This is a genomic window from Flavobacterium seoulense (assembly GCF_000695795.1).
Classification (GTDB): Bacteria; Bacteroidota; Bacteroidia; order Flavobacteriales; family Flavobacteriaceae; genus Flavobacterium; species Flavobacterium seoulense.
The window spans coordinates 1-26,410 of record NZ_JNCA01000030.1 but is presented as its reverse complement, the minus strand read 5'-3'; the positions used below and the strand labels follow the sequence as shown (position 1 = coordinate 26,410).

Below are 26,410 nucleotides of genomic sequence, written 5' to 3'. Positions count from 1 at the left end.
TTTTTAGTGCACCCAAAGTTTTTTAATTATTTTCCACTTACCGTAAGTAAATAACCGTAAAGGTAAACTAAAATAAAAAAATTGCCATTCTAGTTTTTTAAACTCTGACAATTGTGCGTTAATTAATAGTTGTTGAAACAATTTATACTCTTTAAAATTTAAAGAAAGCTGTATAAAATAATGCAAAAGCTTTTTTGTAAGCAATTCATGTTCTGCTAAATTATTAAAGACTAATAGAATTGCCTCAGCATAAGAAGCTCTTCTAATTGAATTATTTTTATAAAACTCAGCTGTATTGGATTTGGCATGTTTTCTATTGTAATATAAAATAGTATCAATTACAACTCCATTAAAGCCTTCAGTAACTATTTTACTATAACACTCCCATTCTTCGGCATATTGTAAATTTTCATTGAAACGTATTTTTTTAAAACACTTTTTTTTCCACAAAACAGTACAAGAGGCTAAACCGATCTCTTGTGTAATTATTTTAGCAATATCTTTTTGAGTCAACAATTGCACTTTATTTACTATTGCTTCTTTTAAAACAGGTTTAGCTATAGTATATGATTTTTTTTGATAATGACAAAAATCAACATCATTTTCATCAAAAATTTCAAAAGCTATTTTTAGATTATCCGGATGCACATAGTCATCATCATCAAAAAAAATAACACAATCACCTTTAGCTAAATCCAGTCCATAATTACGACATCCTGACAATCCTTTTTTATATTCTCCTGAACGTTGGTAAAACAGAAAACGATTATCCTTTTGTAGTAAGTCTGCAATTACTTCTTGGGTATTATCATTGCCACCATCATCAATAATCAAACATTCCCAACCCTCAAAAGTTTGATTTTGGATTGATTGTAGAGTTTCTACAATAAAATGTGCTCTATTGTAGGTTGCCATGATAATAGAGACTTTTGGTGTCATTTTATTTTCAAAATTAATTTAAGAAATCTTAATGGCTGTAGAATCGTGTTACCCAAACGGAAATCTATTGAATTAATTCTTTTTAATTCTTGCTTTCGATTCTTATCTGCAATAAATAACAAATTCTCTACAAGTCTTTCAAAATTTTCAACATACAAATCTTTGTGCTTAAAATAAATATATTTTTTTATTTCTAAATCAAAATTATTTTGAGCAATTATCCTCATGGATAATTTATGTTGTCTATAAAAAAACAAAGGCTCTTCTACAATTTTAGATTTCCAACCTTGTTTACTAATTCTTAAAAAAAACTCCCAATCTTCATACCCCTTATTCATATTTTCATCATAGCCTTCTACTTGACTCCAGCACTTTCTTCTAAACAAACATGAAGCTAATGCAGCTGAATTAAAAAGATAATCATGTAAATCTTTTCCATTGGGTTTAAATAAACCATAAATTTTACAATTATCAAACCTATATCCCCAGCAACTTACAATTCCAGTTTCACTATGCTGGTCAAATATTTCCACTCCTTTTTTAATAAATGTTTTTTCAAATTTATCATCGGCATCGAGTGTTAAAATGTATTCTCCTTTAGCATTTTTAATTCCATAATTTCTAGCTCTACTTAGGCCTCCATTTTCTTTTTTAAAATACTTAAATCTTTTATCTCTTAACAACCATTCTCGAGCAACCATTTCTGTATTGTCTGGACTTCCATCGTCGATAACAATACATTCCCAATTAGTATAAGTCTGTTCAAAAATTGATTGTAAAGCCTCAGATAAATACTGTGCATGATTATAACACGGAACAACAACAGATACTAATAATGAGGATTCCATAATTTGCCTACTATAGTTATAATTTTTTTTCTTATTCTAAAAAACATTTTTTTTTCTTCTAATTGTTTTTTAAAAAAATCTCTATGTTCTTCTATCAAAATGGGGAAACTGTTTTGAACGTTAATGTATAATCCTTTTTTCATATCTTCTACATAACTAATTTCATCACATTTAAATCTTATTCTTAAAGAGATATCAATTAATCTCCAGCTATAGATTGCATCACCTACTTTTTGATAATCATTAAAACTACTTACATTTTCTGAACTCGTCCATCTATAATAAACATTTGCTTTTTTAGCAAAGTATATTTTATCTGTATTACATAACAATCGTATTAAAAATTCCGAATCATCATTCAAACTTAAATACTCATTCCACAAACCTGACTTATCAATAATACTTTTCTTTATTAGATAAGAATGTATTGGAAAATATCCTTTTGAAGATGATAATGCCTTTAAAAAATCTGGTATATTATTAAAATCATTATAAGAATCTAATGATTCAAAATTTACGGAATCATTAGGAATCTTAGTAAATCTTGACCACTTACAGGTACAAATAATATTTTCATTAAAATCCGTAATCATCAAAATTTGTTGTTCTAACTTATTTTTAGAGATCAAATCATCTGAATCCAAAAATTGTATAAAATCTCCTTTTGAGTTCTCTATTCCAATATTTCTACAAGTACTTGCCCCTTTGTTTCTTTCCTGTGACCTAATAATAAGTTTAAATCTCACATCTTTTTCTACAAAAGAATTAATTACTTTCACAGAATCATCTATAGAACAATCATCAACTATAATACACTCCCAATTGGTATATGTTTGTTCTAAAATAGATTCTAGAGTTTGCTTAATATAATTATCCCGATTGAAAACAGGTACTATAATAGATACTAATATATTTTTTTTCTTTTCAAGTATACTCATTTATTTGTAAATAATTAGCTTTACTTTCTCTATTTAATTTAACACTACGCGAAATTTTATAAATATTTATTCTTTTAAATTTTTCAATGTAAATTTTCGATTTCATCCAATCAAAAGAGAGAAAACTCAGAATAGTTTTTTTAAGCAGATAAATTTTAAATTTTGATAACTGTTTATAGTCATCTGTATTAACATTTGCATATTTCACATATATAGTATTAATAAACTGCCTGAAATATTTCTCACTTCCTATCTTTCCTGATTGATAATTATCATTATTACTATCATGACATACTATAGAATTAGGAATTATTCCTATTTTAAAATCATGAAACAAAACCCTTTGGCAATAATTATCATCTTCTCCATATAGAAAAAAAACAGGATCAAACCCCCCAACTTTATAAAAAATTTTGCTAGGAATAAACCATGCAGCAGCATTTATAAATTTTGTAGAATATATTTCATTAAGAGATTTAGAAACTATTAAATCAGAAATCAAACTGGATGAACCTGCATAGGTAAAAGCTAAAAAACTCCTATCAACTTTACTACCATCTCCGTTTAGATGTATCGGCGATATAATAGCATAATCTTGATTGTTTTTATATGCAAAAACTAATTTTTCAATACAATTAGCTTCCACATACACATCTTGATTTAATAAAAAGACAGCATCAGCTCCATTTTGCACAGCATAATTTATTCCAATATTATTAGCAACCCCAAAACCATGATTTCTTGTTTGAGATAAAACCTTTACTGAGGAAAAATTAGTATTAATGTGTGTTACTGTTGCATCTAAAGAATTATTATCAACCACGATTACTTCACATTGATTGACAATACTATTAAGGCATTTATCAATCCACTTCATTCCATTATAAGTAACTATTATAGCAAATACTTTCATCCTTCTTAATCAAGTTCATTCAAAATATCTTTTAAATTTTCAGTACCACCTGCCAAATCAATCCATAATCGAGTATTGTCGCCATTAAAGGCGTCTAAAAGACTCCCAAAATCAAAAAGATATACATTATATCCTTTTTTCAAAATTCTTTTTTGTAAAATTCTCCCAGGGCATCCCATTGCAACCACAATAACTCTAAACATTTCTTTATCAATATTCAAAATATTTAATAAATCTTTTTCAATTCTATCTATTTCTAAATAAGAATCTGTTTCAGGTGTCTTTACATGAATCTTCCCAAATAATTTATTAACCAATTCTAATTTAATATTTTTATTACCTACAAAAACTGGATTTGTACTTTTTAAAAACCTCAAAAAATCAATGCAGAATTCTTTATTAAATGTTGCTAAATAATGTAAACTTACAGGAGAATTAATATTCTTGATATCTATAAACCTATAGGTCGCAGCGAGAAATTTCAGCGCATCACTATCAGACACTAAATGCATATTTTGAGCCATTCCATTTTCAAAACCGAATAAATTAGAATGTAGTGGATAACCTTTATGTAAAGTTCCTTCCTTAAGTTTCATGGCTTCATTCATTTCAGTTGCCATTTTTTTGCTAGCTTTTTGAAGCATTTCATCTTTACCTAGCATTAAAAAAATATCTCCATCACCAAAACGCATATAAGCACCTTTTTGTTTATTTTTTATAGAAGTCTGTATATCCGTTAATGTTTCAACTGATGTTTTTATGCTTATTTTTTGGATAAGAAATTGTTTTTTATTCTCGGAAAGCTTTGGCCACAATTCTTTAGTTTTATATATCCCAAAATAATTTAAAATTTTTTTTATTGTCTGTTTGATTACTCCCATTCTGATTTTAAAAAAGCTTTAGGTGACCAAATTGATGTATATTCAAATCCTGTTTTATTTATATCATGACTTATAATATTAAAATTAATAGCTGCTGTCCAATCATCAAAATTATTTTCCCCTGGAATATGCAAAACTAAACGTATTGAATAATCCCCTGGTAATAATCCCGAAGAATCTATATTACTCTTTATTAAAATTGTTTCCGAATCATAAAATTTATTATTCATTTTACCACTTGAACATACTGCAAATTCTTCCCCATACTTATCATGAATAAACCAAACCGCACAATAATGTTTTTTCACCTCTAAATCTGGTTGTATAATTAGATGCAAAGAAATAATATCTCCAGCAGAAAAAATACTTTTAATATCTCCCTCCAAATTCTTAAGCTCACATTGTAAAATTTTTGGACCGTTGATTTCAGAATTTATTTTTTTAAATACTGGATTAGGAAAGCTAAAATTGTTTTGCTTATTCATGTAGAAATTAATAACTTGATTAATTTCTCCCTCAAAAGCCACTTTCCCATGCTCTAAAACGATTCCCCTAGTACACAAACTCTTCACCGCTGCCATATTATGGCTCACAAAAAGTACGGTTCGGCCTTCACCCTTAGAAATATCCTGCATTTTACCAATGGCTTTTTTTTGGAATTCAGCATCGCCTACCGCCAAAACCTCATCAATCACTAAAATTTCTGGCTCTAAAAATGCCGCTACAGCAAAAGCCAGACGAACGGTCATACCTGAACTGTATCGCTTTACAGGCGTATCTATATAACGTTCACAACCTGAAAACTCAATAATTTCATCGAGCTTAGCCGTAATTTCTTTTTTAGTCATACCCAAAATAGCGCCATTGAGATATACATTTTCACGTCCTGTCAATTCGCCATTAAAACCAGTACCGACTTCTAATAAGGAAGCAATACGTCCACGAGACTTTATTGTTCCTGTAGTAGGTGCAGTAACCTTTGAAAGGATCTTTAAAAGTGTCGATTTTCCTGCTCCATTTTTTCCAATGATACCCAATACTTCTCCACGCTCTACTTCAAAATTGATATCCTGCAATGCCCAGACATAATCAGAAGTTCCTTTAGTAGAACGATCGTTTGCTTCACCTATTTTTAGATAAGGATTTTCTTTTCCTCTAATTCGATGCCACCAGCGGTTTAAATCATCTTTTAAGGTACCTGTGCCAACAGTTCCTAATCGGTATTGCTTAGAGATGTTTTCGGCTTTTAAGATTACGTTGTGAGTTGTAGGTTGTGGGTTGTGGGACATTGTTTGAGTTGTGGGTTGTGAATTGTGGGTTGTGACGCTTCTAAAACTCAAAACTCACAACTAATAACTGTTATTATTTCCAATTCTGTTCTACAGACTTTATAAAATTAAAAATCTTACCTCCTAAATATTCATAATCTTGTATAAAGGGTTCAAAGTTCATTTTCAAATCAGGATATAATATAGTTATTTTATTAATATGATTAATAGTCTCTAAAGAACTTGCATACTAAAAAACTAAAAACCGAATAAAATCAGCTTTATATTTTCTTCTGCCATAACCTTCAACAATATTAGAAACAACACTATCCGAAGAGCGTCTAAGCTGACTTCCTAATTCATACAATTCGTATTTTGGCAATTTTAAAGTCTGCGGATGTAATTTTAGAAACAAGTTCATACTATTTACATATATCTCTAAATCTTTATAGCTTTTAAAATCGCTCATTTTTTTTTGTTGTGTGTTATGGGTTGTTAGTTATCAGTTGGACTATCTCATAACTGAGAACTCACAACTCATAACTGCTCTACACCGTATCAATAAAACTTTTCTCTGTTCGATTAAACAGTAATACACCCATAATAAAAACACTAAACGTAATTGCTACTGTATACAGCATTCCCCATACGGGAAATTCGCCAACTCCTAAGAGCATGTAACGTGTGGTTTCTACAATGTAAGCTAATGGATTGTAACTAATGATCCATCCATAGTCCGGGATTTTTTCTTCAATCAAAGCCATTGGATAAATTACTGCCGAAACATACATAAGCAACTGTACTCCAAAACCAATGAGGTAATTTAAATCCCTGTATTTAGTTACCATAGATGAAATAATCATTCCGAATCCTAGTCCTAAAATCCCCATTAAAACTACTGCAGCAGGAAATAATATGGTTGACCAATTAAAACTTAGAAGCGCTCCCTTCCAATAAAAATAAGCATAGAAAACAAAAAAAATAACAAGTTGAATTACGAACTTAATCAAGTTAGAGATTACAACAGTTAAAGGAGCAATAATTCTAGGAAAATAGACTTTACCAAAAATACCAGCATTTGAAGCAAAGGTATTTGAGGTTCCTGTAAGACAAGCGGTAAAGTAATTCCAAACGGTAATACTTGCCAAATTAAATAAAAAAGAAGGCACTACACCTGTACTAATTCCTGCTAAATTATTAAATACAATCGTAAAAGTTATCGAGGTAAATAAGGGTTGAATTAAGTACCAAAGCGGTCCTAAAATCGTTTGCTTGTAAACTGTGACAATGTCTCTTTTAACAAAGAGCGTTAATAAATCACGGTATTGCCAGACTTCTTTAAGATTAAGCGAAAAGAATTTGTTTTTGGGAGTTATTTCAAACAGCCAATCCTTTTCGAGTATATCTTTATCTTTCATTTTTGCTTAAAAATCTTTGTCCTAAATGTATCAGTAAAGAAGCCTACTACTTCCTTTTTGTCAAATATAGCAGACTACTAACAAAAAATGGCTAAAAAAGTAGTGGTAATTCAATTACTGCTCTTCTTTAACCAATTTTATAAATATTTTCTGTTAATTACTATTCAATTTTCTCTAAATACTAATTACAATTACAAACTGCTTCTACATCTTATTCAAATCTAAATCTGTACTTAAAGATTTTATTGTGGATAACACATGATCTATCTTTCATTTATTCTATTTATCCAAAATTTCATAAGTGGAATTCATGCTTTTGAACTCAGGAACAATTTTTTTCATTTTGGCTACGATGGCATCTTTTTTATGAAAATTAGCAATGGTAATCAGCTCTTCGATTTCGTCATGTAGAATTTCGAATTCTTCCTGAATTTCTTCGGCAATCATAATTTTATGATGATGTGTCGGGATTGTTTTTGAAGTATCATTCAATAATTCTTCATATAATTTTTCACCAGGTCGCAAACCGACAATTTTTATTTTAATATCTTCCTCCGGAATAAAACCAGCCAGTTTAATCATTTTTCGGGCTAAATCAATAATTTTAACAGGCTTACCCATATCAAAAATGTAAATTTCACCTCCTTTTCCCATTGCTCCGGCTTCAAGAACTAACTGACAAGCTTCAGGAATGGTCATAAAATATCTAATAATATCAGGATGAGTGATTGTTATCGGACCACCAGCAGCAATTTGTTTGGTAAACAAAGGGACTACTGATCCATTAGAGCCTAAAACATTTCCGAATCGTGTAGTGATAAATTTAGTACTCTTTAAATCCTTATTAACATTCGATTTTAATTGTAAAGACTGAACGTACTTCTCAGCTATTCGCTTACTAGCTCCCATCACATTACTAGGATTCACTGCCTTGTCAGTAGAAACCATCACAAAATTCTTCACTCTGTAATTGCAGGATAAATCGGCTATAATTTTAGTTCCTTCCACATTGGTCAAAATTGCCTGTGAAGGATTTTCTTCCATCAATGGTACATGTTTATAGGCCGCTGCATGAAATACTACATCTGGCTTATACAGTTTGAATATAGCATTCATAGCGTCTTTATTTCTAATATCGGCTACTAATGTTAGAATTCTTTCTTTTGAGTCCAAAGTAGCCAGCTCTAAAGATAAATTATGTAATGGTGTTTCGGCCTGATCTACCGCTATAATCCTATCTGGCTTAAAAAGGATTACCTGACGAACAATTTCACTCCCTATTGATCCTGCTGCTCCGGTAATTAAGATTGTTTTCTCTTTCAATTGTTTTGAAATTGATTTACCATCCAAAACGATTGGTTTACGATCTAATAAATCTTCAATTTGTAAGCTTTTTACTTTTTGTGAAATTTCTTTTTGATTTTCCCAATCGGTAATTAAAGGCACAACATATACCTTATAATTAAACTCTAAACATTGATCTACGAGAATTAAACGCTCTTCTTTTGAAAGACTTTTATCAGCAATAATTACACTTTCTGCTCCTACAGAACGCATTAAAGTTGGTAATTTTTTCCTTTGAACTAAAATAGGTAAGTCCATCATTCTCTTAGAAGAGTTCTGACTGCTTCTGTCTACAAAACCAACAATTTTAAATCGGCTAGGTCTTTCCAGTTTTAAAGCATTAGCTACTGCAAGCGCATTAGCATCTGTCCCATAGATTAATGTTCGCGGTAATTTTAAATCATTTTTTTCAGTAAAGAAATGCTCAAAAACCTGTTTTACTACAACACGATACAAAAACAAGCCACAAAATGACAACACCATATTAATAAATAATGCTGTATTTAAATAAATTTTGCTGCCGTATAAAAATTGAAAGACGAAATTAAAAGTAACAAAAAAGACTAAAACTGAAATTTGTGAAAACAGCAATTTTATAGCATCTGTATAAGATGAGTGTCTTATAATACCGGCATAAGTTCTAAAAATCCAAAAAGATATAATGTTGATTAATAACAAAAAAGAAATAAAAGGCAATTTTTCATTTAGAGAAATATATTGTAAACCAACACCATTTATAACTAGTTTCGTAAATAAAAAACTAACTATTAAAACTACCAAATCTATTCCAACCACAATCCATCTAGGCAAATAGCTTAAATCACGAATAGTAAGCATCAAATTTTTTCTAGAAAAAATATTCATATATTTAAATTATTCTGTTCTTTATTTTTACTCCAATAATCCGTGTAATTTTCGAACTCCAAAAGTATAACATAAAGATGTTTTAAAAAAGTTTTTCTATTCATATTGGCAAATTAACTTACAAATAAAATTAACAATATTCTTAATAATACCAGTAAAAAGAGTAAACAATTATTTCACATTATTTATCTATGAAATTAAATTTCAAACACTGATTTTACTGTCTTACTTATTCTTTCCCTATCCACATCAGTCAAATTTGAACCTGAAGGCATGCATAAGCCTTTTTTAAATAAGTTTTCTGAAACATTTCCTCCATAGTAAGGGTAATTTATAAAAAGAGGCTGCAAATGCATTGGCTTCCATAATAAGCGGCTTTCAATATTTTCTGACTCTAAAGCTAAGCGTAAAACTTCATTAGTAATTCCTTTATTGTTATTAGAGTTAATTAATATTGTTGTCAACCAACAATTAGAAAAACCGGCTTTATCAGTACTTTCAAAAACAGTAACATCTGGAATATCTTTAAATAAATCTTTGTAAAAAACATTTATTTTTCTACGTAACTTAATCCGGCTATCTAGAACTTCCATCTGTCCCCTTCCAATAGCTGCACTTATGTTACTCATTCGATAATTATAACCTACTTCACTATGCTGATAATAAGGTCTATTATCTTTGGCTTGTGTGGCCAGAAATATCGCTTTCTCTTTAAATTGCTTTGTTTTTGTTACAATTGCTCCGCCTCCGGAAGTTGTTATAATTTTACTTCCATTAAATGAAAAAATTGCTATATCCCCAAATGTACCACAAGGTCTGTCATTATATTTACTTCCCAGAGCTTCTGCACTATCTTCTAAAATAGGAATATCATATTTGTCAGCAATAGCTCTAATTAATTCAATCTGACAGGGAACTCCGTATAGATGAACAACAATAATAGCTTTCGGTTTTTTCCCTTTTGTAATACGATCAGTTATGGCTTCTTCCAATGCAATAGGACAAATATTCCAGGTTTTTGTTTCACTATCAATAAAAACTGGTTTCGCTCCCAGATAAAGAATTGGATTTGCCGAAGCAGCAAAAGTCATACTTTGACAAATTACCTCATCACCAGCCCGAACTCCTAATAAAATCAAACCTAAATGAATCGCTGCGGTACCAGAATTTAAAGCCGCTACATATTTTTTATTTCCTAAATAGGTTTCTAATTCTTGTTCGAAAACATTAATATTTTCTCCAACAGGCGCAATCCAATTGGTATCAAAAGCCTCTTGAATGTAGTTCATTTCATTGCCTCCCATGTGAGGAGAAGAGAGCCATATTCTGTTTTTATTCACTTTTAAAATTAAAATGAATTAGGAATTACTTAAAGTCATTTTACGAATAATAAACTGACGAAGAAGCATATAAAAAGTTATCAAAACAAATAAAATCCCGCAAATAGATATAAAATTTAAATTCCCTTTAGTATCCATATTGATGAGCAGAATATTTAGTCCCAATTGTACTGTTGCATAAATACAGGAAACTAAAACATGAGACATTCCAATTTCATTTGCTAAATACTGATATAAATGAGATCGATGCGGTTGGAATATATTTTCTCTTTTTTTAACCCGGGTAAAAAGTGTAATTCCTGCGTCAATACCATAAATCGAAAAGAACAAAATAAACCCCCATTGCCCAGTCTCAATAATAGTTTTCATCATAAAGTACCCTAAAAACAATGCCATACTGATACTACCTACATCTCCTGCAAAAGTTTTGGCCTTTTTTCGAACATTAAAAATTCCGAAAACAATACAGGATAATCCCATCGAAATAAGCAATGGCAATTGCAACTGATTTAGAGGTAATAAAGAAAAACTTATTATAGCCGTTAAAGCATATAAAACTGTTATTCCATTTATTCCGTCCATAAAGTTAAAAGCATTTACCCAGCCTATAAGTAATAATAACAATACAGGAAGTAACCATAAAGATTCTGAGAATAAATTCAACTCATAAAAAATTAAAACAGCTGCTACAATATGGGATAAAAAACGTGGTAACTGCGACAAAGGCTTTATATCGTCTATAAAGCTAACAACAGCTACTAATAACACTGCTAACATTACTGCCCAGGAAACATATCCCATAAAACAAGCAATCATTAGAGCTATCGGAAAAATAATTCCGCCACCTCTTAAAGTGATCGAAGTATGAGAAGATCTTGAATTAGGTTTATCAATGATATTGTATTGATCTGCTACTTTAAAATAAAGTAATTCAATCGCTAAAAGTAACAGAAATAATATTAGGTATTGCATAATAAAATGATGAATAAATGCCGTCAACTGACAACTAATAACTTTTGTGCTTCAACAATCCCAAAAGATAATCTCCATAGCCTGATTTTTTTAATGGTTCCGCAAGGTCTTTTAATTGTTGATCGGTTATAAACTTTTGTCTCCAGGCAATTTCTTCGATACAACCTACTTTCAATCCCTGACGCTCTTCCAAAACCTGAACAAATTGACCGGCCTGCATTAAACTATTAAAAGTTCCGGTATCTAACCAAGCGGTTCCTCTGCTCAAAATACCTACTTTCAATTTTCCTTTTTCTAAATAGACTTTATTTACATCGGTAATTTCATATTCTCCACGGGCACTTGGCTGGATATTTTTAGCAATTTCGACTACTGAATTATCATAAAAATACAAACCTGGAACGGCATAATTCGACTTTGGTTCCAAAGGTTTTTCTTCTATCGAAAGTGCCTTTAGATCTTTATCGAAATCTACCACACCATAGCGTTCCGGATCTGAAACGTGGTAAGCAAAAACAACTCCTCCATCAGGGTTTGTATTCGATTGTAATAATTCGTGCATGTTAGCTCCGAAGAAAATATTATCTCCTAAAACTAATGCTACATTATCATCTCCAATAAATTCTTCTCCAATAACAAAAGCCTGAGCTAATCCATTAGGTATAGGCTGTTCAGCGTAAGAAAATTGACAGCCTACAGCAGAACCATCACCTAACAACTTTTTGAAATTAGGTAAATCATGAGGAGTAGAAATAATTAATATTTCATGAATCCCGGCCATCATCAAAGTGGATAATGGATAATAAATCATAGGTTTGTCGTAAACCGGCATCATTTGTTTACTCATGGCCAATGTCAATGGATGCAAACGGGTACCGGATCCTCCTGCTAAAATAATTCCTTTCATGGTTTTACTAATTATACGAATTAATCCGAACTTTTTGAATTAATAATTCTTTTATAAGTTAATGATGGCATGCCAAAATTAATTAACATTCCTAATTCCATATTTGTACATTTTAAATAATTTTTCAACTGTGCATAAAATGTATCCGGAATATGGCTTACCGCTTTTATTTCTAAAATAATACTATCATAACAAACAAAATCTGCCCGATAGTACTTATCCAATTTCTCATTTTCGTAATATAACTCTAATTTCAGCTGTCTTTTAAAAGGAATATTTTGGATTAGAAATTCTTTCTCCAAAGCCTCCTCATAAACCGCTTCCAAAAATCCCGCTCCTAATGAACGATGCACTTTCATACACGCCCCAATAATTTTATAACTTTCCTCTTTGTAAAGTATTTTATTATTGGATTCCATCCGTTCAATTAGTATTAATTAGCTTAAATTCGTTTCAATTCGCATTAATTCGTATTAAGAGTACTGTTTTTCATAATAGGAAGCATAAGCTCCTGAAGTTACATTGTTTAACCAATCTTCATTTTCTAAATACCAATTGATAGTTCTTTCTAATCCTTGTTCGAAAGTTACTGAAGGCTCCCAACCTAATTCTTTATTGATTTTACTAGCATCAATTGCATAACGCAAATCATGTCCCGGACGGTCTTTAACATAGGTAATTAATTCTACCGAAGTTCCTTCCGTTCTTCCTAATTTCTCATCCATGATTTTGCAAAGTAATTTTACTAAATCAATATTCTGCCACTCATTAAAACCTCCAATATTATATGTGTCATGGTTTTTACCTTTATGAAAAACCAAATCAATAGCAACGGCATGATCTTCGACAAATAACCAATCACGTGTGTATTTTCCATCTCCATAAACCGGTAAAGGTTTATTATTAATAATATTATTAATAAATAACGGAATCAATTTTTCAGGAAAATGAAATGGCCCGTAATTGTTAGAACAATTGGTCAACACATACGGAAAACCATAAGTTTCTCCATAAGCACGGACAAAATGATCAGAACTCGCTTTGGAAGCTGAATAAGGCGAATTAGGATCGTAAGCAGTAGTTTCTGTAAACAAGCCTTCTGCTCCTAAACTTCCATATACCTCATCAGTACTAATATGATAAAAACGTTTTCCTTCATAATTACCATGCCAGATTGCCTTAGCTGCATTTAATAAATTTACAGTTCCAATCACATTGGTTTTCACAAAAGCTAATGGATCAGTTATCGAACGATCCACATGTGATTCGGCTGCCAAATGCAATACACCATCAAATTGATGTTCCACAAATAATGCATCTAAAAAAGCAGCATCAACAATATCCCCTTTTATAAAAGTATAATTAGGCTTATTTTCAATATCGGAAATATTTTCTAAATTTCCAGCATAAGTTAAAGCATCCAGATTGAAAATTTGATATTCCGGATATTGATTTACAAATCGTCTTACTACGTGTGAACCTATGAATCCGGCACCTCCTGTAATTAATATTTTTTTCATGTTTTTCTTTTTAGTCCTTAGTAATTAGTCCTTAGTCTGAAGTAATTGCATACAAAGCCTCAGACTTTCTTTATAATGAGGTACGGCTACTCCAAAAGTGTTTTTGATTTTAGTCTTATCCAACAAAGAATATTGCGGACGTTTTGCTGGTGTAGGATATGCTGAAGAAGGAATTCCACTAACATTACATTCAAACTGACCAATTTCTTGTATTGCTAAGGCAAATTCGAACCAACTGATTTCTCCTTCATTAGAGAAATTATAAATCCCAGCTTGCCATTTTTCATGAATAAGAATAGTCATAATTGCCAGCGCTAAATCGGCAGCATAAGTAGGACTTCCTATTTGGTCATTTACCACATTTAAACTGTCTCGTTCCTGCATTAAGCGAGACATGGTTTTTACAAAATTATTCCCAAAACTGGAATATACCCAGGAAGTTCTAATGATAATCGCATTGGGATTTTCTCTTAAACAAGCTTGTTCTCCCGCTAATTTAGTAACGCCATAAACGTTGATTGGATTAGGCTGAGCCTTTTCATCCAAAGCCGTTGAAGCCGTTCCATCAAAAACATAATCTGTTGAAACATGAATCAATTGACAATTATTCTCCTTACTCCATTTTGCCATTACAGCAACAGACTTATGATTCAATATATCTGACAATTCCAGTTCCGATTCAGCTTTATCCACAGCGGTATGGGCTGCGCAATTGATAATAATTTGTGGATTAATCCGACCTAATTCTGTTTCTAGTTTCTCCAGATTACATAAATCTAATTCCTGATAATCAGTAAATATCCATTCAAATTGTGTGTATATTTTTGACAGAAGCCTTAATTCAGACCCCAACTGTCCATTTCCACCTGTGACGAGTATTTTTTTCATTTATTTCTTATCTAACGAATTTCTCGAATTAAAAACGAATTAATCCAAATTATAAATTTTCTTTAAAAATTCATCACTCATCCCGAAGTCCTGATAACTATCAGGATTGGAACGCACCACTTTTTGTCTCCTCAATTGTGCCTTTCTGAGCTCATCAAATGACTTTATAAACTTTGCGGTTAAAATCACTTCTCAAAAACTACCTAACTCATAACCCATAACCGAGGGTCAAAAACTCATATCTCATAAACCATTTTTTAATACTAATTCTTGATTTAGAGTAGGAAAATTCATGATAATTCGTATCAATTCGCATTTTTAAAACTCCCAATCAATATCTTTAAAACTTAGCAAAATAATATCCTTTTCAGATACAATTACCTCGTTTGGATCTAACTGCCAATCAATTGCTAAAGTAGGATCGTCATAACAAATCCCTCTTTCACTTTCTTTATGATACACCTGATCTACCTTATACAATACAGAAGCCGTTTCACTCAAAACCGAAAATCCATGTGCAAAACCATGCGGCACCATTAATTGTTTTTTATTTTCGGCACTCAACACTACACTTACATGCTGACCGTAAGTTGGTGAGTTTTTACGTAAATCCACTGCTACATCCAGAATTTCGCCTTCTAAAACACGTACTAATTTTGCCTGTGCAAAAGGATTAATTTGTAAATGCAAACCACGAATTACCCCTCTTTTAGAAAAAGACTGATTGTCCTGAATGAATTGGTAATTAATTCCATTCTCATTAAATTTAGCCTGATTGTAAGCCTCAAAAAAATAACCGCGAGAATCTTCGAATACGGTTGGGCTTATAATTACTAAATCTTCTATTGCTGTTTTTTCTATTTTCATTACTATATTTATTTAAAAGAGTCAAAAGTTGTTAATAATCCTTCTCTTGCCGAAATTGGTAATTCCTTTCCAATTGCTTTCTTTATCTTTTGATTTGAAACGACATAATTTTCCGTTAGCTTTTGAAGTCGTTCTGAATTTAACGGTAATTTTAATTTATCTCCAAGTCTGGCTATTTTTTGAATCAGTGAAGTTGAAACTCTCAAAATTTTATTTCGTTTTCCTAAACTTTGACCTAACAACGCTACAAGCTCATTTGTAGATAGAGATTCATCATCAGCAACATTATAAATTCCGGAGGGTATTTCTATACTTTCAATCAATTCTTTAATCACAAAACATAAATTTTCTATACTCAAAAACGATCTTTTATTTTCAAAAGCTCCAAGTGGCCATGGTAAACCTCTAGCAACTAATTGATATAATAAATTCAGATTCCCTTTATTTCCTAGACCATGAATCATACAGGGTCTTAGGATGTATACTCGTTTCCCTTCTGGCAATTCCTTAGATAAAATATATTGCTCTGCCTGATACTTAGCGATACCATAATGAGTTTTAGGATTTGGAATAATATCTTCTGTTAAAATTTCATCAACTTTATCAGCAACCGCTTTTACAGTACTCATAAAAATAAAAACCTTAGTATCTGACAACAAAAAAGCATCAAACAGTTGCCTGGTTAACTCAAAATTAGCTTCGTAATAATCATGCTGATGAGACACTTTCTTCAAATCGTGTGCTTTACCTGCCAGATGAATTACAGCATCTGCATTAATTTCAAATGTTTGGTCAGGTTGATAACGAACAATCAATGTCTTTAGCTCATGGGAAGATTTTAAATATTCTAAAAGATTGATTCCTACAAATCCTGAGGCTCCTGTTATAAAAATTTTCATTTACTTGAACTGAGATAAAGCTTCTTTATTTATTTTTTCTCTTTCACTATCAAAAAACCATCCCCATTTATTAAAATAAGTTATTGCAGATCTTACAAATATTTTAAATAATTTACTGCTCTTATTTGCTCCCGAATCATAGCCATGATAAACTGAAACTCTCGGAAAATAAATAGTTTTATATTTAAGGTGCATTCTTCTGGAAAGATCCCAATCTTCAAAATACATAAAAAATTGATCATCATACATCCCTACTTTTTTTACAGCATCCAAATTAAGTAAAGTAAAACATCCTGAAAGAACAGGCGCATTATAAATAAAATCTTTAGATACTTCTCTTAATTCATATTCATTGATGAATTTTTGATATGCCTTTGCAGGCTTTTTTATTTTTCTTTTTAATATACTAAACGGGCTAGGTAAAAGTTTCGGTAAATTCTGAATACTTCCATCTTCATTTAGAATCTGTGGCATCATCATCCCTATTGAGATATCCTTTTCCATATATTCTATCATTACTGAAACAACATCTTCTTCGAAATAAATATCGGGATTTACAATAAAATGAAACTTAGAATCCAATTGAATTGCTTCATTTATAGCGATATTATGAGCTCCACCAAAACCAGGATTTGATGGATTATGGATGTAAATAATTCTCGAATCTTTCTCTTGAAAAACTTTCAAATCATCCGATAACGAATTATCTATTAAATATAACTTTATAGCTATATCAGTTTTTAAAACACTATCAATTGCTTTTAGTAATTCAGCTGATACAGTATTATATAAAACAATGGAAGCAGTTATTATCATAAATAGAATACCTAAATTATTTTTTATAAATATGTTTAGTCTCTACAATTCTTTTCCCTGTAAACTTTCGTATTGCTTGCCTTAAAAATGCATCTGCCCTTAAAAAAATATTTTTCACATGTTCCTCAGGTCTTCCGTAGAATGATGTAACATGGAAATACTCAGATGCTTCCGCTGGTTTTTGTGAAAAATAATAATTCGAAACACAACATCTTTTGCCTATTGCAGTCACTTTACTTACAGAATGTATGGACGTTTTATTCGTAATCATAAGTGCCAAACGATTAAATTTTGAATGAATAACTCTTTGAGGTTTTTCCATACCATTATCCCAAAGCTCCAAATTACCTCCATTATTAATATCCCAATCAGGAGTAACATAATATAACAGATTTAGCACACGATAATTTTCTCTATCATTATCGTGTGAATTGTCTAAATGAGGATTCAAAAAATTACCTGTAGCCATCAAACTAATACCTCCTGCGTACAAGTGTTCATCAGGAATCATTTCTTTTAAGCCTGTAATTTCTTCTACAACTAGAACTATTCTTTCATCTTGAAAAGCATAAACTGCTTCTTCAAGAATAGGATTATACAAATCCATTTGAGCTGCAATTCTTTTATTCTCTCTTAATGATTTATGCAAAGCCATTTCTTCAGGAGAAGGATAAGCTTCATAAATTTCTTTAGCCACTTCTTCAGGTAAAAGATCATCAATTACGCATGAGTTTATTCTACCTGATTGATTAAATTCTTTTTTTAATTCTTCTTTATTAGCGATTAATTTATCCAAAATTAAGTCTGCCAAATACTTTCTATTTAATTTCATATTTAAACTTTTATCCATTTATTGATTTCAAAATCATATTTTTTAACAACCTTAGCAGGACTTCCAACTGCTATTGAATATGGAGGTATCGATTTAGTAACTACCGATAATGCTCCTACGACGCATCCTTCACCTATAGTCACTCCTGGCAATACACAAACCGATTCTCCCAACCAAACATTATCCCCAATTACTACTGGCTTACATATTGCTTTTCTATCCATGGGTATACTCATTGGGTGATCACTTATTAACTCATCGTAACTTCCATGGTTATGATCAGAAATGTAAATTTTACTCGCCATCAAGACATTATCACCAATTGTAATAGAGCCAACGGCTCCAATATGCACATAATCATTAATCTGAACATTCTCACCTATTACGATACAGATTTCATTATCTTCATTCAACGGAAAAACTTCGATTCTACACCCGAAACCCGCAGTAAAATTTTTACCAATTTTAATATTCCTTTTATTTCTTATATCAAATGGAAGTCTAATGAGTCTAGCTTGCCTGTAAAATATTTTTGTATAAATTAATGACACTAGTAATCGTATCAAACCAAAAATACTATATCTTTTAATCATAATTCCTTTTATCTTATTTTAACGATTATTATTCTCCTAAAATATTTTAAGATTGAAAACACAACCAAACATGAATATTCAATAGAATTAATTATTTTTAGCCTTAAAGCATCTTTTAGATTCTTCAATTCCCCTTTTTCCATCTCTTTTAAATTTCCAGAAAGTCCTGAATGTCCAAAATGTGCCTTACCGTCTCCAGTTATTACTAGACTTTCGTTCAAAAGAAAACAATTATATTTTTGAGCAATCCTAATAAAATAATTTCCTTCTTCAGCATATTTTTGAGTTTCATCAAAATATCCTACATCACTAATAATTTTTTTTCTAAAAATTACTGTTGGAACTACAAAAATGAATTTAACCATTAATAACTTTGGAGAAATTCTAGTTAAAATGTTCAGTTTTTTCCACAAAATATTATCAAAATATTCCCCATTACGATTAGTCCCTAAAAAATCAATTTTAGGATTTTCGGTTAGCACTTGAATTTGTCTTTCAAGTTTATTTGGTAGCCATACATCATCACTATCTAAAAGAGCAATCCAATCTCCTTTAGCCATTTTAATCCCTATATTCCTCGCAGTAGAAACCCCTTCATTAATCTTATTAAAAAGTTCAATCAAAACTTTAGTTTTATTATCTTGTATAATGCCTTCAACTATTGCTTGAGAATTATCTTTTGAACCGTCATTTACAACAATAATTTCGACTTCACCTACGTAGGTTTGATTCAATACCGAATTAATACAACTTGTTATGGTAGTTTCGGAATTATACATTGGAATTATTACAGAAATCAACATATATTTATATTTAGTTAAAAGATTCAGATGGATTAAAATATCTTAATTTAGACAAAATTTGTTTTATTAATTTATAAAAAGGAATAAAAATTTTAACAAAAATAACGGTTAATGAAGCAGAATAAAATTGTGAAAGTATCATAACCCAATCAAAAAAATAAATTAAATCATAAAAAACAGAAAGCAATATAATTATTACAAATGGTTTTTGTTTAAAAATAAGCAGTATCTTATAAAATCCAACAACATATAAAACCGTAAATAGAATTGCTGAATAACCATATTTCATGTATAAATAAATAGGTAAGGTAAAATTTACTGACATATAATTTTCAAATACAAAAGACTCCGAATATCCCATAAACATCGCTCTGTAATAATTATTTGGCATGACATCAAATTCAAATATTTGACCTGGTAACAATGTATCAATACATAACTTTAACTGATGCCAAAAATCATATTTTAAATAAAATAGATCCAAATCTAAATGATTACTATCATAATATAAAGGTAGCATCGATGTTTCTAATGTTGACATACGACCTATAATTTGATTTATAATAAAATCAAATCCTATTATATCAGCCACACCTCTGGTTATCGTTGCATATATAAATAAAGCAGGTGCTAGTAGTAATCCGTACTTCAAAAAAGTTTTTATTTTACCTCCATAATATTTATACCCTTCGAAAGCCATTCCAATAAAAAAAACAAAGAAAATCGAAATTATTCCGCTTCTACTACCTGACAACGTAACATACATTACATAAAACACTATAGCTCTAATCACACTTACACGCTCTTTTTGAACAAATAACAAAATCAGCAATAAAGTAAAGGGATTTAAAAAAAGTGATATATAGTTTGATAAGGAACCTGACGAACCTCCACTTATCAATGTCTCGAAACCACCTGATATATAAAAAGTAATTAATTTGAATAAAATTGAGAAATAATATAAAAAACTAATAGGTTTACCCTCTACAGTCGGCTTAATTATATATTCTTTTGTCTTACTGAAGTTTAAAACAATTATACTTAACACTAAGGAACTAATAATTAAAAAAGTCGATTTATATAATGCAGGATAATCTATTAATTCAGTGTACACTGGTGTAAATCCAATAAATAGATAATAAACACAAGGAATTAAAACATGTAAAATTAGCACATACAATATAATAGCTATTATTGCTTTTTTCATCTATCCTAACTTTATATTGATGTAAAAAAAATAGTTCTTATTTAATATTACTTAGTAGACTTTTTATAACAATTCTACCTGTTGCTAATTTTATAGAAAAAGACCCATAACACAATGAATACCAAAGGAAACTGAAACTCTTTCTGAATGATCCTTTGTTACAATTGATCCATCCTATATGATAATTCATTGTGGCTGAAATTTTCTTTTTGCCTTTCTCATTCTTTTCAGAATCTATATATTTTTGAAATAAAAATCTATATCTAGTGATTCGACTCTCGTCATTTAAAGAAAGATTTTCATTTCCTAGAAAATAATTCCCTAACGCCAACGGAATATATTTAAATCGTGTACCTACTTTAGCTAATTCAATCCATAAATGATAATCTTCTAAACCTATGAGTTCTTTCTGTTCTGCAAAACCAACTGATTCTAAAAATATCTTTTTACGAATACAAACTGACGATGTTGGTATACCATAGCTTCCGAATAATAAATCATAATAGGCCTCTTTTTCATTTAAACTCCTTGATTTCATTTTTTTTAACAATTTACCATTCTGAATAATATTTAAATCGTGATAAATAAAATCTACTTCTTCCAAATCTACTTTCGATACATATTCTAATTTGGTATCTAAATACCAATCATCAGAATCTAAAAAACATACCCAATCTCCATTTGCACTTGCTGCACCTACATTTCTTGGCTTAGCAGGACCTCCTGAATTCTCTGTTAAAAAAAGATACTTTAAATTCAAAAGTTTTTCGTATTCTTCAATTACTTCTTTCGTATTATCCGTAGAAGCATTATCACATACAATTACCTCAAAATCTTTAAAAGTTTGAGAAACTAATGAATTTAAACATCGTACTAAATCTGACGAACGATTATAAGTTGGAATGACAATCGAAAAAAGAGGGCTTATATTATTCATTGTTTTGTTCTAAAAAATTAAATAAATCATTTATCCCCTTTTCTAAACTCCATTTAGGTTCAAATCCTATACTACAGATTAAACTATTATCTATTATGTATTTAGGCGTTTGCATATTATTTTTACATTCGGCAGCAGTTATCGGCAATTCAATATTATAACGATATTTAAAGACATCCCTAATCTTTTTAGCAATTTCCATAATCGAAATAGTATTACCTGAACTCAGATTATAAGTCATATGTACCTCAGAAGTTTCAATTATATTCTGAATCCCTCTACATACATCCCAACCATGAATAAAATCGCGTAAAGGAGTTCCATCAGATTGTAAAACAATCTCTTTTTTAGTATAAGCCATTCTACATAAATCATTAATTACCAACCACCAACAATTGTTTTCCTCAAAAATGGGGGCACCATAGCTGTTTGACAGGCGAACAATTCGACAATCGATATTTGTCGTACGGTTATAATGTTCACAAAGTACTTCCCCTATATTATGTGTTAACCCATAAGCATTTTGAGTATTTGTTTTACGAAGTTCTGTTACTACCTCACTTTGTAGTGTTCCATAAACTTGCGCAGTAGAAAAATATAGAAATTTTTTGAGTCCTCCTTTTGAAAAAACATCAAGTAAAGACCAAACTGGAGTAATATTTACGGCACTGACATTGGCAGGAGATCCATTTGATTGATGATGATCTAGAGATACTAAATGGACTAATATATCATATTTATCGGCAGCTAATTCACAAAGTAATTTTTCATCTCTCACATCTCCTACAACAACCTTAAACATTTTAGAAACCCAATTTTTATCTTCTGGCATTTTAGAGTGGCAAAGTGCAGTTACAATATAACCTTGATTTGCTAAATGCAGACAAAGACGCGAACCTATATAGCCACTACTTCCAGTAATTAACGCTTTTTTCATTACCATTGATATGGTATTTCAGACAGCTCCTCTTTTCTTTCTACCTCGGCAGGGTTGTGTTCTAAATTAGCCAAATTTAATAACAAATTAAATCCAGAACCAACACCACTAAAAGCAACCCACACTCCAGGAGGAATCGTAATTCTCTGATAAGCATTACTTCCCAAAGTAACATCAAAAAAATTGTTTTTTGTTACACTTTCATCTCTGTCATCATAAATAACAAAACGAATTTCCCCTAATGGAACTACAAAATTTAAAGTCATTTCCAAATGCTTTTTCCAAGGCTTTACATCTTGAAAATGAATTGTTGAAAAATAGGCTTCTCCAAAACCATAATAACCTGCATCTGATTTTTTCATTCCATGAAAAACATCACCTTTAGGATGATGAATTTTTTTTAACGGAGTCAAAAGCACTCCTTCAATATTTATTTTGTCCATGCTATATTTCCAGTTATGGCTAAATTTTCATATCCTTCAATCTGTGATTTAGTATATTCAAACATATCACCCTTATTTTTATAAAACTCATAATACCAATCACTCGTATACTCTAACAAAGTTTTATAATCTAACGTAGCTTTCCATTGAAAATAGAACAAAGCCTTATCGCAGTTTAGTTTCAACAATCCAGCTTCATAAAACTTAATATCTCCAGTAACTTGATATGCCTCTTTTGAATTTTCAAAATGCCAACGTACACTCATATCCTCTAATATTTCTTGAACGGTATGGTTATATTCTGGCTTTGGTCCAAAATTAAAACTTTCACCATTCAACGAATGATTATTATATAATCTCTCCCCTAATTGTAAATAGCCACTAAGTGGTTCAAGAACATGTTGCCAAGGACGTGTTGCTTTAGGACTTCTAATTTCCACAACTTTTCCTTCACTCCATGAGCGCATACAATCTGGAATGATACGATCTAATGCCCAGTCACCACCACCTATAACATTTCCTGCACGGGCGGATGCAACTTGTACCATACCGCCTTCTTTTTTAAAGAAAGAATGATAATACGATTTAAAAATTAATTCCGCAGCTCCTTTACTACCACTGTAAATATCTTTACCGCCTACTGCATCAGTTTCTTTATAACCATATATCCATTCTACATTATCATAACATTTGTCACTTGTAATGACAATTGCTGTACATGGTTTAGTATAATTACGTAATACTTCAAGAACGTTTGCAGTTCCCATTACATTTGAAGAAATGGTATCAATAGGTTCTGTATAAGACAATGAAACAATAGGTTGAGCTGCTAAATGGAATACAAAATCAGGAGCTACATCGCTAATTATTTTTTTTATTGTATCCAAATCACGGACATCCGCAAAAAAATGTTTCATTTTATCAGCTAATCCCAACTCCACAAACATAGATGGTGCAGTAGGTATTTCATTTGAAATTCCATAGACATCAGCCCCTAAGGAAATGAGCCAAGTACAAAGCCAAGATCCTTTAAAACCCGTATTTCCAGTAACTAAAACTTTTTTGTTACGATATATATCGCCAAAAATTATTTTTTCTCCCATTTTACCCATGGTGCTTGATTATTATTATAAAGTTCATTTAATAAAGAATATTCCCTTGAAGTATCCATTGGTTGCCAAAAACCATCGTGTTCAAAAACTTTTAATTCTCCTAATTCTACCAATCTTTTCATTGGTTCTTGCTCTAAAACCAAATCTTCAGCATCACTTAATATATCTAAAAATTCACGATTGCACACAAAATACCCACCGTTTATACGTCCACCACTTGCTTGTGGTTTTTCATTAAAACCTGTAATTGTTGATCCATCATCTGCTATTCCAAGTTCTCCAAAACGGCCTGGGGGACGAACACCTGTCAAAGTCACCATTTTTCCATGTGACTTATGAAAAGTAACTAGTTCCTCAATATCAATATCTCCAACACCATCTCCATAGGTTAACATAAAATGAGTATCATCTCCAATGTATTTTTTAATTCGTCTAACACGAGCGCCAGTCATGGATTTAATTCCGGTTTCAGCGAGTGTTATTTCCCAACCATCCTCATCATGATTTGTTTCTGAAACTATTTGTTCCGATTTTTTGCCTAATTTTATGGTTACATCAGCGCTTCGAAGTTCATAGTTAATAAAAAAATCTTTTATTACTTCACTTTTGTAGCCCATACATAAAACAAAATTAGAGAAACCATAGTTCGCATAGGTTTTCATAATGTGCCAAATAATTGGCTTACCTCCAATTGGGATCATTGGTTTTGGTATATCATCCGCTACATCACGAATTCTTGTTCCATATCCTCCACATAATATTACTGTTTTCATAAAAATAAATGGTTTTATAATATTTTTTAATATAAATTTTAAGTTATTATGGTTGTAATTTTTAAAGCAAACAGTCTTTCTACTACCTTCTCAAAATTGCTTAATTTTAAAATTAATTAATGCTTTATCAAGAAATATCCAAATAGAAACATTTCTCATAGTAATTTTACAATCAATAAATTATTTTCTCTCCCGTAAAAATACTAAGTGACATAACATTAAAACTACTGGATCTCATTACGATACATTTCTGCCATTTTAGAAGCAGAAAACATATTTTTAACCCTATTATGTCCTTTAATTCCTTGCTCTAGACGCATACAATCGTCATTTAATAATTCAACAATTTTTTTAGCAAAAGCTAAATGATCCTTTTTATTAAAAACAAAACCACCTTCATTATTATTAATCACTTCTTTCAATCCACCAGTATCTGTTGAAACTACAGGTACATAATTTAACATAGCCTCTACTGCAGTTAACCCAAATGATTCAAATTCTTGCGATCCAATAAGCAGGACATCCGAAATAGCAAATAAATTATTTATTTCATCTACATAGTCAAGAAATATAACATTTTTATCTACTCCTATTTTTTTTGCATAATCTACAACTTTTTTTATTTCTAAAGGAGATCCATAACCTGCCATTATCAAAACAGTATTACTATTAGAAATCAAAACTTGTTCAAATGCGTTTAGAATAAACGTATGTCCTTTTCTTTCCTCATATGTCCCTAACATTAAACAAACTTTATATTCTTTATCTATAGATAATTTTCCCCTCATATCTACATAGATATAATTATCTTTTTTTACAACTCCATTATATATAAACTTTATTTTTTTTGTAATCTTAAAAGATTCCCTAATTCTTAAGGACTCTGCTGCGCAGTGTGAAACACTTATTAAAACTGATGAATATTTTTCTACCAATTTATCTATTAAGTTTTCAAATACATTAAATTTATTAACTGGTATAGCAAAATTATGAAAATTATGAATAGTTTTTTTTTCCCCACAATATAGTCCCCAACATATAGTAGCTGATCTGCATAGAAGCCCCCCTGGATAACCACCATTTATAACAATTAATCTATCTGGATTAAATTTTAAAAGTGTCTTCTTTAAAAAAAGAATATAATATATAAA

At 30.6% G+C, this 26,410-nt stretch carries 28 protein-coding genes; all 28 read right to left on the bottom strand.

Annotation, left to right across the window (positions count from 1 at the left end; genetic code table 11):
- Positions 1-3 precede the first annotated feature (3 nt).
- The gene (locus FEM21_RS14430; protein WP_035661834.1) at positions 4-939 is read right to left on the bottom strand and encodes a glycosyltransferase family 2 protein; all 936 of its coding nucleotides are present in this window, start codon (positions 937-939) and stop codon (positions 4-6) included.
- Complete coding sequence (locus FEM21_RS14425) at positions 936-1,787, bottom strand: glycosyltransferase family 2 protein (RefSeq protein WP_035661832.1); 852 nt, start codon at positions 1,785-1,787, stop codon at positions 936-938. Before FEM21_RS14425 ends, FEM21_RS14430 begins: the two co-directional genes overlap by 4 nt.
- Positions 1,769-2,725 carry a glycosyltransferase family 2 protein gene (locus FEM21_RS16345; protein ID WP_051627621.1) on the bottom strand — a complete coding sequence of 319 codons (957 nt, stop codon included), beginning with the start codon at positions 2,723-2,725 and terminating at the stop codon, positions 1,769-1,771. Before FEM21_RS16345 ends, FEM21_RS14425 begins: the two co-directional genes overlap by 19 nt.
- Positions 2,712-3,638 carry a glycosyltransferase family 2 protein gene (locus tag FEM21_RS14415; RefSeq protein WP_035661830.1) on the bottom strand — a complete coding sequence of 309 codons (927 nt, stop codon included), beginning with the start codon at positions 3,636-3,638 and terminating at the stop codon, positions 2,712-2,714. The genes FEM21_RS16345 and FEM21_RS14415 overlap by 14 nt, the downstream gene beginning before the upstream one ends.
- A gap of 5 nt (positions 3,639-3,643) precedes the next feature.
- Positions 3,644-4,519, bottom strand: a complete 876-nt coding sequence (locus FEM21_RS14410; RefSeq protein WP_035661828.1) for a GT-D fold domain-containing glycosyltransferase — start codon at positions 4,517-4,519, stop codon at positions 3,644-3,646.
- A complete protein-coding gene (locus FEM21_RS14405; RefSeq protein WP_051627620.1) occupies positions 4,510-5,808 on the bottom strand; it encodes an ABC transporter ATP-binding protein in 1,299 nt (432 codons plus the stop codon). The genes FEM21_RS14410 and FEM21_RS14405 overlap by 10 nt, the downstream gene beginning before the upstream one ends.
- A gap of 229 nt (positions 5,809-6,037) precedes the next feature.
- Positions 6,038-6,256 carry a four helix bundle protein gene (locus FEM21_RS16745; protein WP_236353665.1) on the bottom strand — a complete coding sequence of 73 codons (219 nt, stop codon included), beginning with the start codon at positions 6,254-6,256 and terminating at the stop codon, positions 6,038-6,040.
- Positions 6,257-6,335: 79 nt separating this feature from the next.
- Entirely contained in the window at positions 6,336-7,205 is an 870-nt protein-coding gene (locus FEM21_RS14395) for an ABC transporter permease (protein ID WP_035661826.1), read from the bottom strand.
- A 279-nt stretch (positions 7,206-7,484) separates the two neighbouring features.
- A complete protein-coding gene (locus FEM21_RS14390; RefSeq protein WP_051627619.1) occupies positions 7,485-9,413 on the bottom strand; it encodes a polysaccharide biosynthesis protein in 1,929 nt (642 codons plus the stop codon).
- Positions 9,414-9,610: 197 nt separating this feature from the next.
- Positions 9,611-10,753: a DegT/DnrJ/EryC1/StrS family aminotransferase gene (locus FEM21_RS14385; RefSeq protein WP_152547421.1), complete on the bottom strand. Its 1,143-nt coding sequence runs from the start codon at positions 10,751-10,753 to the stop codon at positions 9,611-9,613.
- A gap of 18 nt (positions 10,754-10,771) precedes the next feature.
- Entirely contained in the window at positions 10,772-11,725 is a 954-nt protein-coding gene (locus FEM21_RS14380; protein WP_035661822.1) for an MraY family glycosyltransferase, read from the bottom strand.
- Positions 11,726-11,759: 34 nt separating this feature from the next.
- Complete coding sequence (gene rfbA, locus FEM21_RS14375) at positions 11,760-12,632, bottom strand: glucose-1-phosphate thymidylyltransferase RfbA (RefSeq protein WP_035661819.1); 873 nt, start codon at positions 12,630-12,632, stop codon at positions 11,760-11,762.
- A gap of 20 nt (positions 12,633-12,652) precedes the next feature.
- Positions 12,653-13,051 (bottom strand): GxxExxY protein, encoded by a 399-nt coding sequence (locus FEM21_RS14370; RefSeq protein WP_035661818.1) that lies wholly within the window; start codon positions 13,049-13,051, stop codon positions 12,653-12,655.
- A 54-nt stretch (positions 13,052-13,105) separates the two neighbouring features.
- Entirely contained in the window at positions 13,106-14,152 is a 1,047-nt protein-coding gene (gene rfbB, locus FEM21_RS14365) for a dTDP-glucose 4,6-dehydratase (RefSeq protein ID WP_035661815.1), read from the bottom strand.
- A gap of 24 nt (positions 14,153-14,176) precedes the next feature.
- Complete coding sequence (gene rfbD, locus FEM21_RS14360) at positions 14,177-15,040, bottom strand: dTDP-4-dehydrorhamnose reductase (RefSeq protein WP_035661813.1); 864 nt, start codon at positions 15,038-15,040, stop codon at positions 14,177-14,179.
- A 318-nt stretch (positions 15,041-15,358) separates the two neighbouring features.
- Positions 15,359-15,907: a dTDP-4-dehydrorhamnose 3,5-epimerase gene (rfbC, locus tag FEM21_RS14355; protein WP_035661810.1), complete on the bottom strand. Its 549-nt coding sequence runs from the start codon at positions 15,905-15,907 to the stop codon at positions 15,359-15,361.
- Positions 15,908-15,915: 8 nt separating this feature from the next.
- Positions 15,916-16,806, bottom strand: a complete 891-nt coding sequence (locus FEM21_RS14350) for an NAD-dependent epimerase/dehydratase family protein (RefSeq protein ID WP_035661807.1) — start codon at positions 16,804-16,806, stop codon at positions 15,916-15,918.
- Positions 16,807-17,622, bottom strand: coding sequence for a glycosyltransferase (locus FEM21_RS14345; protein WP_035661804.1), 816 nt, complete (start codon positions 17,620-17,622; stop codon positions 16,807-16,809). It lies immediately after the preceding gene.
- 16 nt (positions 17,623-17,638) lie between these two features.
- Positions 17,639-18,472 (bottom strand): 2OG-Fe(II) oxygenase, encoded by an 834-nt coding sequence (locus FEM21_RS14340; protein ID WP_236353663.1) that lies wholly within the window; start codon positions 18,470-18,472, stop codon positions 17,639-17,641.
- Entirely contained in the window at positions 18,457-19,047 is a 591-nt protein-coding gene (locus FEM21_RS14335) for a DapH/DapD/GlmU-related protein (protein WP_035661801.1), read from the bottom strand. Before FEM21_RS14335 ends, FEM21_RS14340 begins: the two co-directional genes overlap by 16 nt.
- An 8-nt stretch (positions 19,048-19,055) precedes the next feature.
- The gene (locus FEM21_RS14330; protein WP_035661798.1) at positions 19,056-19,850 is read right to left on the bottom strand and encodes a glycosyltransferase family 2 protein; all 795 of its coding nucleotides are present in this window, start codon (positions 19,848-19,850) and stop codon (positions 19,056-19,058) included.
- 10 nt (positions 19,851-19,860) lie between these two features.
- A complete protein-coding gene (locus FEM21_RS14325; RefSeq protein WP_035661795.1) occupies positions 19,861-21,057 on the bottom strand; it encodes a hypothetical protein in 1,197 nt (398 codons plus the stop codon).
- Between the two features lie 37 nt (positions 21,058-21,094).
- Positions 21,095-21,994, bottom strand: a complete 900-nt coding sequence (locus FEM21_RS14320; protein WP_051627618.1) for a glycosyltransferase family 2 protein — start codon at positions 21,992-21,994, stop codon at positions 21,095-21,097.
- The gene (locus FEM21_RS14315; protein WP_160171319.1) at positions 21,987-22,931 is read right to left on the bottom strand and encodes an NAD-dependent epimerase/dehydratase family protein; all 945 of its coding nucleotides are present in this window, start codon (positions 22,929-22,931) and stop codon (positions 21,987-21,989) included. Before FEM21_RS14315 ends, FEM21_RS14320 begins: the two co-directional genes overlap by 8 nt.
- On the bottom strand, positions 22,931-23,374 hold the full coding sequence (locus FEM21_RS14310) for a dTDP-4-dehydrorhamnose 3,5-epimerase (protein ID WP_035661789.1): 444 nt from the start codon (positions 23,372-23,374) through the stop codon (positions 22,931-22,933). The genes FEM21_RS14315 and FEM21_RS14310 overlap by 1 nt, the downstream gene beginning before the upstream one ends.
- A complete protein-coding gene (gene rfbG / locus FEM21_RS14305) occupies positions 23,362-24,486 on the bottom strand; it encodes a CDP-glucose 4,6-dehydratase (protein WP_201448298.1) in 1,125 nt (374 codons plus the stop codon). Before rfbG ends, FEM21_RS14310 begins: the two co-directional genes overlap by 13 nt.
- Entirely contained in the window at positions 24,462-25,259 is a 798-nt protein-coding gene (gene rfbF / locus FEM21_RS14300; RefSeq protein ID WP_035661785.1) for a glucose-1-phosphate cytidylyltransferase, read from the bottom strand. Before rfbF ends, rfbG begins: the two co-directional genes overlap by 25 nt.
- A gap of 224 nt (positions 25,260-25,483) precedes the next feature.
- Positions 25,484-26,410: glycosyltransferase family 4 protein (locus FEM21_RS14295; RefSeq protein ID WP_035661782.1), on the bottom strand; the 927-nt coding region annotated here is incomplete at its 5' end.